The organism is Paraburkholderia unamae (assembly GCF_003268775.1).
GTDB classification, from domain to species: Bacteria; Pseudomonadota; Gammaproteobacteria; order Burkholderiales; family Burkholderiaceae; genus Paraburkholderia; species Paraburkholderia unamae.
In genome coordinates this window covers 1-13,441 of sequence record NZ_QLSU01000032.1, presented here as the reverse complement: position 1 = coordinate 13,441, position 13,441 = coordinate 1, and the positions used below count along the sequence as shown (strand labels likewise).

Genomic DNA, 13,441 nt, shown 5'->3' with positions numbered 1-13,441 from the left:
TTTACGTTCCAGACAGATTGTGACCGTCGCGAAGGCGGGTTCCCGCGCACCTTTTTTCAGGTGCAGCGTCCGCCTCGCGCACTGCTAACGCGTGCGTCGCCGTTTCAGGCGAACTGACGCAGGAAGCGCAGATCGCCTTCGAAGAACAGGCGCAGGTCCTGCACGCCATAACGCAGCATCGTCAGGCGTTCGAGGCCGCTGCCGAACGCAAAGCCGATATAGCGCTCCGGGTCCAGACCCATGTTGCGGATCACGGTCGGATGCACCTGGCCCGAGCCCGAGATTTCGAGCCACTTGCCGGCGTTCTTGCCGTGCTCGAACATCATGTCGATTTCGGCCGACGGTTCCGTGAACGGGAAGTACGACGGGCGGAAACGCACCTGGATGTCGTCGCGCTCGAAGAACTTCTTGAGGAAGTCGGTGTAGACACCCTTCAGGTCTGCGAAGCTGATGTTCTCTTCGATCCACAGGCCTTCGACCTGGTTGAACATCGGCGAGTGCGTGGCGTCGCTGTCCACGCGATACGTGCGGCCCGGCACGATCACCTTGATGGGCGGCGTGTGCGCGCGCGCGTAGCGCACCTGCATCGGACTCGTGTGCGTGCGCAACAAAAGCTGACGGCCATCGGCGTCCTTGCCGTCCACGTAGAACGTGTCCTGCATGGAGCGCGCCGGATGGTTTTCCGGGCTGTTGAGCGAGGTGAAGTTGTACCAGTCGGTTTCGATCTCGGGACCGTCGGCCACGTCGAAGCCGATCGAGCCGAAGATCTGCTCGACGCGTTCCCACGTCTGCATCACGGGGTGCAGGCTACCCGTGCCCGTGCCGCGGCCCGGCAGCGTGACGTCGATCGCCTCGGCGGCGAGACGCTGGTTGAGCAGCGCGTCGGCGAGCGCCTGGCGGCGCGCGTTAAGCGCGGCTTCCACCTGCTGCTTGACGGCGTTGATGCGCGCGCCCTCGGTCTTGCGCGTTTCCGGGTCGAGCTTGCCGAGGCCCTTGAGCAGTTCGGTCAGCGCGCCGGACTTGCCGAGAAAGCGGGCCTTTTCGTTTTCAAGCGTGTTGACGTCGGGGGCGCCAGCGAACGCGCGTTGCGCGTCGGCGACAATCTGGTCCAGATCCATTGATCCCATCTTTTCAGCGTCAGAGTTTGAGACTTGGAGCCTCTCCGCGCTCGCGGCACGCCATGGTGACACCTGGCAATGACCGCGCGAAGACACTCCATGAAGCGGCGCAAGAAGCGTAATTACCAACAAAAACGGGGCTCGGTGAGGAGCCCCGTTTTTGTTGCAGCATCACCGAAACGACCGGAATGTCTGCTGCAACGAACCTGCGCAATACCTAATTCAGTGACTGAAATCAGGCAGCGACGGCGGCCTTCACCTGCTTGACGATCGCAGCAAATGCAGCCTTGTCGAACACAGCCATGTCAGCCAGAACCTTACGGTCGAGTTCGATCGAAGCCTTCTTCAGGCCGTTGATGAACACGCTGTAGGTCATGTCGTGCTGACGCACCGCCGCGTTGATACGCGTGATCCACAGTGCGCGGAACACACGCTTCTTGTTGCGGCGATCGCGGTAGGCGTACTGGCCTGCGCGCATGACCGCCTGCTTGGCGATGCGATAGACGTTATTGCGACGGCCGCGGTAACCCTTGGCCAGGTTGATGATCTTCTTGTGGCGGGCCCGTGCGGTAACCCCACGTTTGACTCGAGGCATGTTTCGCTCCTATGAGTTATCGGTTGAGGATTACGCGAACGGCAGCATTGCGCGCACGGAGTTCAGATCGGAATCATGAACGGCCGTTGCACCACGCAGATGACGCTTGTTCTTGGTGGTCTTCTTGGTCAGGATGTGACGCTTGAAGGCTTGACCGCGCTTGACGGTACCGCCCGGACGAACCACGAAGCGCTTTGCAGCGCTCTTCTTGGTCTTCATCTTCGGCATGACAGACAACTCCATTATTTGATGGACATGGGTGTGCGGTTGGCACGGTGTTCACACACCTGGCCGGGACTCCGCCCTTCGAAACCCACTCCACTTGTTTTGGCGACTGGCTGGCTTTTGAAAAACAAGCTTGCCGCCGCTTTCAGGAAAAACGCCCGTTTGCCGCACTTCACGTGCAGCGCGCGGGCGCCGTTCCGGAACCTGCTTCCCGCCTTCTCCATGCACTCACGGAAAAGACGTCTTTCAAAACTTCATTTGGCCGCCACGCAGGTCGAACCGCGCGGCACGCCGGATTACTTCTTCTTCTTCGGCGAGAGCACCATGATCATCTGGCGCCCTTCCATCTTCGGCATCTGCTCGACCTGACCGACTTCTTCGAGGTCGGTGCGCAGGCGCTCGAGCATGCGCATGCCGATTTCCTGGTGGGCCATTTCGCGGCCGCGGAAACGCAACGTGATCTTCGTCTTGTCGCCGTCATCGAGGAAGCGGATCAGATTGCGCAGCTTGACGTTGTAATCGCCGTCGTCGGTACCCGGGCGGAACTTGACTTCCTTGACCTGGATGACCTTCTGCTTAAGCTTGGCTTCGTGCTGCTTCTTCGATTCCTGGTACTTGAACTTGCCGTAGTCCATCAAGCGGCACACGGGCGGCACCGCCTGGGGGGCAATTTCAACCAGATCGACGTCCTGCTGTTCCGACATGCGGAACGCATCGGCCAGCTTTACGATGCCGAGCGGCTCGTTCTCGATTCCGACGAGACGCACCTCGGGTGCAGTGATTTCACCGTTGATGCGATGCGACTTATCCGTAGCGATGTTACGTTTCCTCTAAAAATTAAAAAAACGAGCCGCGCTGCCGCAGTGGCTTACTTGAACGTCTTGACGTCTTCCGCAAGACGCGCAGTAAAGGCTTCGACGGGCATGACACCCAGATCGACGCCGCCACGGGCACGCACGGCTACCGTTTGTGCTTCACGCTCCTTGTCGCCGACGACAAGCAGGTACGGGACCTTCTCAAGCGTGTGCTCGCGTATTTTATAGCTAATTTTCTCGTTGCGCAAATCGGCCGTCACTCTAAGCCCTTGTTTTTGCAACGATTGGGCCACATTCGCGGCGTATTCGGCCTGATTTCCCGCGATATTCATCACAACGGCCTGCACCGGAGCGAGCCACGGCGGCATCGCGCCGGCATGGTGCTCGATCAGAATGCCGAGGAAACGCTCCATCGAACCGAGGATGGCGCGGTGCAGCATGATCGGGCGGCGGCGGCTGTTGTCCTCGGCCACGTACTCGGCGCCAAGGCGCTCCGGCAGCACCATGTCGAGCTGCAACGTGCCGCACTGCCACGAGCGGCCAAGCGCGTCCTTGATGTGGTACTCGACCTTCGGGCCGTAGAAGGCGCCCTCGCCCGGCAACTCTTCCCATTGCAGACCGCAGGCCGTGAGCGCCTCGCGCAGACCCTGCTCGGCGCGATCCCACGTCTCATCCGTCCCCGCGCGCGAATCCGGGCGCAGCGAGAGCTTGATGTCGATGTGATCGAACCCGAAATCCTTGTAGATGCTCATCGCCAGCGTGTTGAAGGCGATCGACTCGCTGATGATCTGGTCTTCCGTACAGAAGATGTGCGCATCGTCCTGAACGAAGCCGCGCACTCGCATAAGGCCGTGCAGCGCGCCAGACGCCTCGTTGCGGTGGCACGAACCGAATTCCGCGTAACGCAGGGGCAGATCGCGGTACGAGCGCAGGCCGTGGTTGAACACCTGGACGTGGCCCGGGCAGTTCATCGGCTTGATCGCGTAGTCGCGCTTTTCCGACTCCGTCGTGAACATGTTTTCACGATAGTTCTGCCAGTGACCCGACGCTTCCCAGAGCGAGCGGTCCATGATCATCGGCGTCTTGATCTCGTCGTAGCCGGCCACGCGCAGACGGCCGCGCATGTATTGCTCGACCTGCTGCCAGAGCGTCCAGCCCTTCGGGTGCCAGAACACCATGCCCGGCGACTCGTCCTGCATGTGAAACAGGTCGAGTTGCTTGCCGAGCTTGCGGTGGTCGCGCTTTTCGGCCTCTTCGAGCATGTGCAGGTACTGGTCCTGGTCTTCCTTCTTCGTCCAGGCCGTGCCGTAAATGCGCTGAAGCTGCTCGTTCTTCGCGTCGCCGCGCCAGTAGGCGCCTGCGACCTTCATCAACTTGAAGACCTTGAGCTTGCCCGTGGACGGCACGTGCGGGCCGCGGCACAGATCCGTGAAGCCGCCATGCGAGTACAGCTTGATTTCTTCCGCGCCCGGAATCGACTCGATGATCTCGGCCTTGTACTTCTCGCCGATGCTCTTGAAGTAGTCGACCGCCTCACCGCGCGTCACGACACGGCGCGACACCGGCTCGTCCCTCTTCGCAAGTTCCTGCATGCGGTTTTCGATCTTTTCGAGATCTTCGGGCGTGAAGGGACGGTTGTAGGCGAAGTCGTAGTAGAAGCCGTTGTCGATAACCGGCCCGATGGTGACCTGCGCTTCGGGAAACAGCTCCTTGACCGCGTACGCCAGCAAGTGCGCCGTGGAGTGACGGATGATGTCGAGACCGTCGGCGTCCTTGTCCGTGACGATGGCGAGCGATGCGTCGCGATCGATCAGCGTCGACGTATCGACCAGTTCGCCGTCGAGCTTGCCGCCCAGCGCCGCCTTGGCGAGACCGGGACCGATCGAAGCCGCCACTTCGGCGACCGTGACGGGATGATCGTACTGTCGAACCGAACCGTCGGGCAGACGTATCGCAACCATTCTTTTCTCCAAAAGTGCCATGCGGGCACGTCGAATTTCTTGTGAGGACAGACCCGCGCAGAATCTCGCGGCGAAAAAAAAATGCGGCCCCGCTTTCGAGGGGCCGCATTCACTTTTCAAACCAGACAGCAGAGGCGAAAGAGGTCCTCGACTAGCGTCGCTCCGAAGTTGTTTCGGTAAACGTTCGCGGTGTCATAACCGTATTCGCCTTTTGGCGCTTCCTTTAAGGATCCAGCGCTTACTGCTCACTGCATTTTTAAGCTCCCGGCAGCCTGCACCAGGAACCCGATTTCGTTGGTAGGCTCGATTGGACTCGAACCAACGACCCCCACCATGTCAAGGTGGTGCTCTAACCAGCTGAGCTACGAGCCTGAAGAAGAAAGATTATATGAAGTGTTCACAGACTTGGCAAGTCTTTTTTGCAGCGCGGCAATGAAAAGCCGCCCTAGCCCCTGCGCGACGCACGCAACACGCCAACCACCTCGCCCAGCAGCACGCAGGCGCGCTGGATTTGCGCGGAGTTCGACACTTCGACCGTGAACTGCATGAATGCCGCATTGCGGCGCGATTGCGTCTTCACGCCGATCACGTTCATCTTCTCGCGCGCGAACACTTCGGAGATGTCGCGCAGCAAGCCCTGGCGGTCGGTGGCCTCGATCGAGATATCGACGGGATAGACCGACTGGCCGCGCCCGCCCATCACGTCGGCGGACCACGTGGTGTGCAGCACGCGCTCGGGCGCGCGGCTCGCCATGCGCAGGAAGGTCGGGCAGTCGCTGCGATGGATCGACATGCCCTTGCCGCGCGTGACGAAACCGCTGATGTCGTCGGGCGGCGCGGGGCGGCAGCAGCGCGCGAGCTGCGTGAGCAGCGCGTCCACGCCCACCACCAGCACGCCCGACGACCCGCCGTGCGCCACGTTCGCGCCGCTCGCGCGCTTGGTGAGTTGCTCGGGCGTCTCCTCTTCGGGCTCGGCCGGGGGCGCGTCGTGCAGCGCGTGCTCGACGTTGCGCAGACTGAACTCTTCCTTGCCGACCACGCTGAACAGATCGTCGGTCGACTTGAAGCCGAGCTTCGCCGCGAGCTGATCGAGATTGACGGACGTGCGGCCCTCACGCTGCAACGTCTTTTCCACCATCGCGCGGCCGTTGGCGATATTTTCCTGCGCCTCGATCGAGTTGAACCACGCGCGCACCTTCTGGCGCGCGCGCGGGCTATGCAGATAGCCGAGCTGCGGATTGAGCCAGTCGCGCGAAGGTCCGCCCTCCTTCACCGAGACGATTTCGACCGTCTGGCCGCTGCGAAGCTGCGTGTTGAGCGGCACCATCGCGCCGTCCACGCGCGCCCCGCGGCAGCGGTGGCCGAGCTCGCTGTGCAGGTGGTAGGCGAAGTCGAGCGGCGTCGCGCCCTGCGGCAGCGCGATCACGCGCGCCTGGGGCGTCAGGACGTAGATGTGGTCGTCGTCGAGCGTGGCCTGGCGCAACTGCTCCCACGGCTGGCGCCCGTCCGACACGTCGTCCTTCCAGGCGAGCAACTGGCGCAGCCATGCGATCTTCTCGTCGTAGCTGCTGCTCGCGCTGAACTGCCCGCCATAGCCCTTCGAGCCGGCTTCCTTGTAGCGCCAGTGCGCGGCCACGCCGTATTCGGCAAATTGATGCATCTCCTGCGTACGGATCTGCACTTCGAACGCGCGACCGTCGTCGCCGACCACCACCGTGTGCAGCGAGCGGTAACCGTTGGCCTTGGGGCGCGAGATATAGTCGTCGAATTCCCGCGGCACCGGCTGCCAGAGATTGTGCACGATGCCGAGCACCGTGTAGCAATCCTTGATGTCGGGCACGATCACGCGAAACGCGCGCACGTCGTAAAGCTCGGAGAAGTCGATCTCCTTGCCGCGCATCTTCTTCCAGATGCTGTAGATGTGCTTGGGCCGCCCGCTCACTTCGGCCGGGATGTGCGCCGCCGCGAGTTCCTGTTGCAGCCGCGCGATCGCCTCGGACACATAGCTCTCGCGCTCCACGCGCTTTTCGTCGAGCAGCTTCGCGATGCGCTTGTAGGTGACCGGCTCCTGGAAGCGGAACGCCAGGTCTTCGAGCTCCCACTTCAGTTGCCAGATGCCGAGGCGGTTGGCGAGCGGCGCATAGATTTCGAGCGTCTCGTGCGCGATTTCCGGCGCCGGCGTGACTTTCGCCGCCGCGTAGTAGCGCAGCGACTGCAAGCGCGACGCCAGCCGGATCAGCACCACGCGAATGTCCTGCGCGAACGCCAGCAGCATTTTGCGCAGCGACTCGACCTGCGCGCGCCGCGCCGCCTGGGCGTCGCGCCCTTCGCGCCCCGACTCCGGCATGGCCTGCTGCGCCGCGCGCAGACTCACGCTGCCAAGCCGCAAGAGCTTGCGCACGTCGAACACGAGCTTCGCGACCTCTGCGCCGAAGCGCGCCTCGAGCATGGCCTCCGGATCGTCCAGATGCGGCGCGAGATTGAAGAGCGCCGCGGCGAGCACCGCGGGCGGGTCGACGTTGAGCCGGCCCATGATGGACGCCGTGCCCTGCGCGTGCTCGATGAGCGGCTCGCCGGTGGATAGACGTGCGTCGCCCGCGTGCTCGCGCACGAACGCAAGCGCGTCGTCGAGCGACGGCAGCGCAACGGAATCGGCGGGAAGCGCGGGAGCGGGAGGTACGGTGTCGCTACTCATGAGGCGATGCCCGCCAGCAAACCGGACGGGCGACAACGGAACGGATCAAATAAACAGACAGTCTGCGCGGGTTGCGTGGATCGCGCCGGAGCGCACTCAATCGCGCTGCGCGGCCACCACGACGATCTCGACCAGACACTCCGGATTCGCGAGCTTGGCTTCCACCGTCGCGCGCGGCGGCGTCGCGCCCTGCGCGACCCACTTGTCCCACTCGGCATTCATGCCGGGGAAATCCTTCATCTCGGCGATATAGATCTGCACCGAGAGCAGCAGCGACTTGTCGCTGTTCGCTTCGCCCAGCAGGCGGTCGATGTGGCCGAGCACTTCGCGCGTCTGGCCGGCGATGTCCTGCTTCGTGTCCTCGGCGATCTGGCCCGCGAGGTAGACGGTGCCGTTGTGGATAGCGGTTTCCGAAAGACGCGGGCCAACGTGGTGACGAATGACTGCCATGAAAATTCCTGTCTGGGAGTGGAAAACGCGGGCCGGTGCAACCCGGTGCGCACGAAAGCCCACCGGTTATAGGCCGACCAATCTCATATTATGACCCGCGAAGGGCCTCGCCGTCGAAGAAACGGCGCGCGATCGCGATCTGGTCCGCCGAGAGGAACGCGGGTGCGTGCCCCACGCCTTCGATTTCGACGCTCGACACGTTGCGCCCCGTTTCGACCATCTTCGCGACCGTTTCGCGCGAAAGCAGGTCCGAAAGCGCGCCGCGCACGACCAGCACCGGCCCTTCGAACGCCGCAAGCGAGCGCCACAGGAACTTCTCGCCCTCCTCGCTCTGTTCCGGCGTGAGTGTCTTGAAGGGCTCCGCAACGCGCGGGTCATAGCGATAGCGCCACTGGCCCTCCACCTCGTGCAGCAACGGCGTATTGATCTCGCGCCAGTCCTCGGCGCTCAGCGGGCCGAACGAGGCCGCGAGCAGCGCCGCATTGTCGATGCCTTCCTGAAGCGTGGCGAAACGCTCGTCGCGCCCGACATACTGGCCGATGCGCTCGAGCGACGAAGGCTCGATATGCGGACCGACGTCGTTGAGCAGCAAGCCGCGAATGGGCGTACCGGGCAGCCCCGCGAGCGCCATGCCGATCAGGCCGCCCATTGAGGTGCCGAACCAGTCCACCTGCTCCGCGCCCGTGCGCGCGATCAGCGTGACCATGTCCGACACGTACTGCGCGACGCCATAACCGCGCGCATCGAGCAGCCAGGACGACAACCCGCGCCCGGCCACGTCCGGACACACGACGCGATACTCGCCCGCCATCGCGGCGGCGAAGCGGTCGAAGTCGCGGCCCGAGCGCGTGAGCCCGTGCACGCACACGAGCACGCGCGGATTGGCGGGGTCGCCCCATTCCGTGTACGCGATGCGGTGCAGGCCCGTGGGGCTGATGCACTGGACGGACTGCTGGCGCGGCGCGGCGGTCGATTCGGTCATCGCAGGATCCTCGCTGAAAGGCGCTTCAAGGCGTTCGGCCGATTGTAAACGGCTTTGCCCCGCGGCATGGGCGGCATAGCCGCACGCGAAAACCTCGCAGAAGGACTGGCCGCCGGAGTCGAAGCGCCGCCTGGCCGCGCTTCGACCGGCGCGCCTTCGGCCATCCGGCCTATGCCGTCCGGCCGAGGTTTCAAGCGAGCGTGCTCGCGCAACAATTCAGGCACCGCAAATGAAACGGGCGGGACCGAAGTCCCGCCCGCCGCGAATCATGCCAATGCAACGACGCTTACTTCACCGCGCTCACATCGAGCGGCGCGCCGGTCTTCGCCTGGATCTCGTCCACCGTCACACCCGGTGCGAGCTCGGTCACCTTCAGACCGGCGTCGCTCACTTCCATCACGCCGAGGTCGGTAATGATCAGGTCGACCACGCCCACGCCCGTGAGCGGCAGCGAGCACGCTTCGAGAATCTTGTGCTGGTCGCCCTTGGCCACATGCTCCATCAGCACGACCACGCGACCTACGCCCGCCACGAGGTCCATCGCGCCGCCCATGCCCTTGATCATCTTGCCGGGGATCATCCAGTTGGCGAGGTCGCCCTTCTCGCTCACCTGCATCGCACCAAGAATGGCGAGGTTGATATGGCCGCCGCGAATCATCGCGAACGAGTCCGCCGACGAGAAAATCGACGAGCCCGGCAGCGTCGTCACCGTCTGCTTGCCGGCGTTGATCATGTCGGCGTCCACTTCGTCCTCGGTCGGGAACGGGCCGATGCCGAGCAGGCCGTTTTCCGACTGAAGCCACACTTCCATGCCGGTGGGCACATGGTTGGCCACGAGCGTCGGCAGGCCGATGCCGAGGTTCACGTAGAAGCCGTCCTGAAGTTCTTTCGCCGCGCGGGCGGCCATTTCGTCACGATTCCATGCCATGGTCGGTCTCCTTCCTCAGTTGCCCGCAGGGTTGCCCGACGCTGCGCGCACGGTGCGTTGTTCGATGCGTTTTTCCGGGTGCGCGTTGAGCACGATACGCTGCACGAAGATGCCCGGCGTATGGATCGTGTCCGGATCGAGTTCGCCGTTCTCGACGATCTCCTCCACTTCCACGACCGTGATCTTGCCCGCCATCGCGCACATCGGGTTGAAGTTGCGCGCCGTGCGGCGATAGACCAGGTTGCCCGACTTGTCGGCCTTCCAGGCCTTCACGAGCGCCACGTCGGCGGTGAGCGAATGCTCCATGACGTAGTGCTTGTCGCCGAACTGGCGCGTTTCCTTACCTTCGGCGATCAGCGTGCCGTAGCCGGTGTTCGTGAAGAACGCCGGAATGCCCGCGCCGCCCGCGCGCAGCTTTTCCGCCAGCGTGCCCTGCGGCGTGAATTCGAGCTCGAGTTCGCCCGAGAGGTACTGGCGCTCGAATTCCTTGTTCTCGCCCACGTAGGACGAGATCATCTTCTTGATCTGGCGCGTTTCCAGCAGCAGGCCAAGGCCGAAGCCGTCCACGCCCGCGTTATTGCTGATGCAGGTAATGCCCTTCACGCCCGTGTCGCGCAGGGCGCCGATCAGTGCTTCGGGAATGCCGCACAGCCCGAAACCGCCGACCGCGAATGTCTGGCCGTCCTTGACGATGCCCTCGAGCGCGGCTGCCGCGCTTTTGTAGACCTTGTTCATCAGTGTGTCCCTTCCTCGAATGGAAATTCGCCAATCCGGTTTGGCGCGCGGACGTCTGGCGCGCCCGGATGTTCAATTCTAGTCATGCCCCGGTGGCGTTGCCGTGAAGCCGGCCGCCTGGGCAATCCGTGCACGCGGACTGAAAAACCACCGCGCGCCCGGCCCTCCGATGGGTGCAAAGCGTACGCTGGCAGCCTGTTGCGGCACAATACGCAAAACTACATAAAGCGATACCCGCATCGCCCGCCATGCCCTCTCCAATCGAACCCGCAGAACGCTCCGCCCTGGACTATCAGACCGCGTTCCATCTCGCGCCCATCGGCCTCGTGCTTTCGCGCGAGCGCACGATCATGGACTGCAACGACCAGGTCGCCGCCATCTTCCGCTGCCCGCGCGAAGCGCTGATCGGCCAGTCGTTCCAGGTGCTCTACCCTTCGGCGGACGAATTCGAGCGCATCGGCGCGCGCATCCCGCCCATCATGACCGCCCAAGGCAGCTACGCCGACGACCGCATCATGAAGCGCGCCGACGGCGAACTCTTCTGGTGTCATGTGACGGGGCGCTCGATCGACCGCGCAGCGCCCCACGCGGCGGGCGTCTGGACTTTCGAGGACCTGAGCGCGACGCGCCGGGTGGCGGTCGAACTCACGCCGCGCGAGCGCGAAATCGCCGCGCAGCTCGTCACGGGCAAGACCAGCAAGCAGATTGGGCGGATTCTGGCGATCAGCTCGCGCACCGTGGATGTGTACCGCGCGCGGCTCATGCGCAAGTACGACACCGGCAACGCCACCGAATTGCTTCAGCGGCTGCTCGGCCAGTGAAGGCGCGTTAGCCGGCGGGGCAGGCGCGCGAAAAAAGCGGCCGGGCGGCCTGCTGGCGCACGGCCTGCGGGCTCAGCCCACGCGCCCGGACTTGACGAGCCCCGCGTGCTCGATCGTCGCGCGCAGCGTGTCGGGAATCGGCACCGATTTGCCGGCCGCGTAGTCGACCCATACACAGCGCGCGTTGCCGCGCGCGTAGAGCGTGTCCGGCTCGTCGGCGCGGCGCAGCTCGAAACCGGTGTCGAAGCTGCTGCGGCCGGGCTGCCCCACGGTCATCGTGCAGACGATGTCCCCCGGGTAATGGAGCTGCTTGAGGAATTCCATCGAAGCGTTGACGATCACGGGCCCTTGATCGGCGCCGCCCTCGGCCACGACGCCCAGATGCTCGAACCAGGAAATCCGCACCTGCTCCATGTAGCGGAAATAGACCGTGTTGTTCACGTGTCCGAACGCGTCCATGTCGCCCCAGCGGATCGGCATGGTCATTTCAAATACCGGGTGGTAATCACTCATTGCACTTCAACTTCTGTAGGTTCGAGAAAACAAATTGCCGGCAACGGCCGGGCTCGCCGGCGCTCAGGCGAGCCCGAAACCGTCGTCGGCGGTGATGATTGCGCCGTTCATGAAGGCCGATTCGTCGGCGGCGAGCAGCAGCAGCAGGCCGTCCAGGTCCTCGGGCTTGCCCACGCGGTGGCGCGGCAGCATCGAAACGAGCTTCTGCCCCTGCTCGGTCGACCAGTGATGGTGGTTGAGCTCCGTGTCGATGTAGCCGGGGCAGATCGCGTTCACGTTGATGCCGTGGCGGCCCCATTCGAGCGCCATCGACTTCGTCATGTGCACGACCGCGGCCTTGCTGATCGCATAGAGGCCGATCTGCGGCAGCACGCGCAAGCCCGCCACCGAGGCGATGTTGATGATCCGGTACGCTGGTTTCGTACTGCCGCCGTTGCCGCGCATCATCATGCGTTTGGCAACCTCCTGGGCCACGAAGAAAGCGCCGCGCGTGTTGGTGTCAAACACGTATTCGAAGTCGGCGGGCGTCACGTCCGCGAGCTTTTGCGTCGTCGACACCCCCGAATTGTTGACGAGGATGTCGATCGTCCCCGCCTCGGTTTCCGCGTGCGCCACCGCCGAGCGGATGCTCTGATAGTCGGTCACGTCGAGCGAGACGACATGCGCGGCGCCCCCGCTGGCTTCGATTTCGGCGCGCAGCTCCTTCAGGCGCTCCACGCGGCGGCTCGCCAGCACGACCTTTGCGCCCGCCTGCGAGAGCACCTGGGCAAAGCGCTTGCCAAGCCCGCTGGAAGCCCCCGTGATCAGCGCAACCTTGCCTTCCAGATTGATCGAACGGCCCATTTCCGGTTCCTGTTCAGAGGTGAAAAAGCGCCAGAACGCAGCGTTGTACGCACGTCAAATCGGGGGTCACAGAATAGCACGAGCGTGCTAATGTTAGCCCGTTGGGTTGCGGCACGGGGAACGTTACCCGACAATACGAACCCGAAAAAAGCATTCTAATGGCAAGAGGAGCATAGATGACCCCCGCAAGTCTTTTGGAGCAGTACGGTCCACGCGAGTCGATGGAATACGACGTGGTGATCGTGGGCGGCGGCCCGGCCGGGCTTTCCGCCGCAATCCGCCTGAAACAGCTGGCCGCAGAGAAAGGCGCCGAAATTGGCGTGTGCGTGCTGGAAAAAGGCTCGGAAATCGGGGCGCACATCCTCTCCGGCGCGGTCATGGATCCGCGCGCGCTCAATGAACTCATTCCTGACTGGAAAGAACAGGGCGCGCCGCTGGACGTGCCCGTAACCGAGGACAAGTTCCTTTTTCTTTCTGAAACGGGGGCTAAATCTGTGCCGAACTGGGCACTCCCCGACAACTTCAAGAATCACGGCAACTACGTCATCAGTCTCGCGAACGTCACGCGCTGGCTGGGCCAGCAGGCCGAGGCGCTGGGCGTCGAGATTTTCCCTGGCTTCCCGGCCGCCGAAATTCTCTACAACGAAGACGGCTCGGTTCGAGGCGTCGCCACCGGCAACATGGGCGTGGGCAAGGACGGCGAGCCGACCGAGAACTTCCAGCTCGGCATGGAGTTGCACGCGAAGTACACGCTGTTCTG

The 13,441-nt window shown here is 63.5% G+C and carries 14 protein-coding genes and 1 tRNA gene; 2 read left to right on the top strand and 13 right to left on the bottom strand.

Annotation, left to right across the window (positions count from 1 at the left end):
• Positions 1 to 104 precede the first annotated feature (104 nt).
• The 11 genes from pheS to C7401_RS35550 all read right to left on the bottom strand — a co-directional run bounded on the left by pheS (position 105) and on the right by C7401_RS35550 (position 10,504).
• On the bottom strand, positions 105 to 1,118 hold the full coding sequence (pheS, locus tag C7401_RS35605) for a phenylalanine--tRNA ligase subunit alpha (protein WP_165842092.1): 1,014 nt from the start codon (positions 1,116 to 1,118) through the stop codon (positions 105 to 107).
• Between the two features lie 235 nt (positions 1,119 to 1,353).
• On the bottom strand, positions 1,354 to 1,713 hold the full coding sequence (rplT, locus tag C7401_RS35600) for a 50S ribosomal protein L20 (protein WP_004192938.1): 360 nt from the start codon (positions 1,711 to 1,713) through the stop codon (positions 1,354 to 1,356).
• A 30-nt stretch (positions 1,714 to 1,743) separates the two neighbouring features.
• The gene (rpmI, locus tag C7401_RS35595; RefSeq protein ID WP_004191477.1) at positions 1,744 to 1,941 is read right to left on the bottom strand and encodes a 50S ribosomal protein L35; all 198 of its coding nucleotides are present in this window, start codon (positions 1,939 to 1,941) and stop codon (positions 1,744 to 1,746) included.
• 293 nt (positions 1,942 to 2,234) lie between these two features.
• A complete protein-coding gene (gene infC, locus C7401_RS35590; protein WP_083245567.1) occupies positions 2,235 to 2,756 on the bottom strand; it encodes a translation initiation factor IF-3 in 522 nt (173 codons plus the stop codon).
• Between the two features lie 50 nt (positions 2,757 to 2,806).
• Positions 2,807 to 4,714, bottom strand: coding sequence for a threonine--tRNA ligase (gene thrS, locus C7401_RS35585; protein ID WP_112176743.1), 1,908 nt, complete (start codon positions 4,712 to 4,714; stop codon positions 2,807 to 2,809).
• A 295-nt stretch (positions 4,715 to 5,009) separates the two neighbouring features.
• A tRNA-Val gene (locus tag C7401_RS35575) sits at positions 5,010 to 5,086 on the bottom strand.
• A 73-nt stretch (positions 5,087 to 5,159) separates the two neighbouring features.
• Complete coding sequence (locus C7401_RS35570) at positions 5,160 to 7,409, bottom strand: RelA/SpoT family protein (RefSeq protein WP_112176742.1); 2,250 nt, start codon at positions 7,407 to 7,409, stop codon at positions 5,160 to 5,162.
• Between the two features lie 96 nt (positions 7,410 to 7,505).
• Complete coding sequence (locus C7401_RS35565; protein WP_112176741.1) at positions 7,506 to 7,859, bottom strand: RidA family protein; 354 nt, start codon at positions 7,857 to 7,859, stop codon at positions 7,506 to 7,508.
• Between the two features lie 88 nt (positions 7,860 to 7,947).
• On the bottom strand, positions 7,948 to 8,841 hold the full coding sequence (locus C7401_RS35560) for an alpha/beta fold hydrolase (RefSeq protein ID WP_112176740.1): 894 nt from the start codon (positions 8,839 to 8,841) through the stop codon (positions 7,948 to 7,950).
• Positions 8,842 to 9,127: 286 nt separating this feature from the next.
• Entirely contained in the window at positions 9,128 to 9,769 is a 642-nt protein-coding gene (locus tag C7401_RS35555) for a CoA transferase subunit B (RefSeq protein WP_112176739.1), read from the bottom strand.
• 15 nt (positions 9,770 to 9,784) lie between these two features.
• On the bottom strand, positions 9,785 to 10,504 hold the full coding sequence (locus C7401_RS35550; RefSeq protein ID WP_112176738.1) for a CoA transferase subunit A: 720 nt from the start codon (positions 10,502 to 10,504) through the stop codon (positions 9,785 to 9,787).
• Positions 10,505 to 10,752: 248 nt separating this feature from the next.
• Here C7401_RS35550 and C7401_RS35545 point away from each other — a divergent pair, with 248 nt between their 5' ends.
• Positions 10,753 to 11,325 (top strand): PAS and helix-turn-helix domain-containing protein, encoded by a 573-nt coding sequence (locus tag C7401_RS35545; protein ID WP_112176737.1) that lies wholly within the window; start codon positions 10,753 to 10,755, stop codon positions 11,323 to 11,325.
• A gap of 72 nt (positions 11,326 to 11,397) precedes the next feature.
• Here C7401_RS35545 and C7401_RS35540 read toward each other — a convergent pair whose 3' ends face one another.
• Together C7401_RS35540 and C7401_RS35535 are read right to left on the bottom strand one after the other, a co-directional pair.
• A complete protein-coding gene (locus C7401_RS35540; RefSeq protein ID WP_112176736.1) occupies positions 11,398 to 11,838 on the bottom strand; it encodes an acyl-CoA thioesterase in 441 nt (146 codons plus the stop codon).
• A 63-nt stretch (positions 11,839 to 11,901) separates the two neighbouring features.
• Positions 11,902 to 12,681: an SDR family oxidoreductase gene (locus C7401_RS35535; RefSeq protein ID WP_112176735.1), complete on the bottom strand. Its 780-nt coding sequence runs from the start codon at positions 12,679 to 12,681 to the stop codon at positions 11,902 to 11,904.
• Between the two features lie 176 nt (positions 12,682 to 12,857).
• On the opposite strand from C7401_RS35535, the gene C7401_RS35530 reads away from it, so the two are divergent.
• The coding region (locus C7401_RS35530; protein ID WP_146758051.1) for an NAD(P)/FAD-dependent oxidoreductase at positions 12,858 to 13,441 on the top strand (584 nt) is incomplete at its 3' end.

Bases quoted from the DNA above. Each gene is read 5' to 3' on its own strand.
- C7401_RS35550 (WP_112176738.1), bottom strand. From the start codon at position 10,504: ATGAACAAGGTCTACAAAAGCGCGGCAGCCGCGCTCGAGGGCATCGTC.
- C7401_RS35535 (WP_112176735.1), bottom strand. From the start codon at position 12,681: ATGGGCCGTTCGATCAATCTGGAAGGCAAGGTTGCGCTGATCACGGGG.
- thrS (WP_112176743.1), bottom strand. From the start codon at position 4,714: ATGGTTGCGATACGTCTGCCCGACGGTTCGGTTCGACAGTACGATCAT.
- C7401_RS35560 (WP_112176740.1), bottom strand. From the start codon at position 8,841: ATGACCGAATCGACCGCCGCGCCGCGCCAGCAGTCCGTCCAGTGCATC.
- C7401_RS35555 (WP_112176739.1), bottom strand. From the start codon at position 9,769: ATGGCATGGAATCGTGACGAAATGGCCGCCCGCGCGGCGAAAGAACTT.
- C7401_RS35545 (WP_112176737.1), top strand. From the start codon at position 10,753: ATGCCCTCTCCAATCGAACCCGCAGAACGCTCCGCCCTGGACTATCAG.
- C7401_RS35565 (WP_112176741.1), bottom strand. From the start codon at position 7,859: ATGGCAGTCATTCGTCACCACGTTGGCCCGCGTCTTTCGGAAACCGCT.
- pheS (WP_165842092.1), bottom strand. From the start codon at position 1,118: ATGGATCTGGACCAGATTGTCGCCGACGCGCAACGCGCGTTCGCTGGC.
- rplT (WP_004192938.1), bottom strand. From the start codon at position 1,713: ATGCCTCGAGTCAAACGTGGGGTTACCGCACGGGCCCGCCACAAGAAG.
- C7401_RS35570 (WP_112176742.1), bottom strand. From the start codon at position 7,409: ATGAGTAGCGACACCGTACCTCCCGCTCCCGCGCTTCCCGCCGATTCC.
- rpmI (WP_004191477.1), bottom strand. From the start codon at position 1,941: ATGCCGAAGATGAAGACCAAGAAGAGCGCTGCAAAGCGCTTCGTGGTT.
- C7401_RS35540 (WP_112176736.1), bottom strand. From the start codon at position 11,838: ATGAGTGATTACCACCCGGTATTTGAAATGACCATGCCGATCCGCTGG.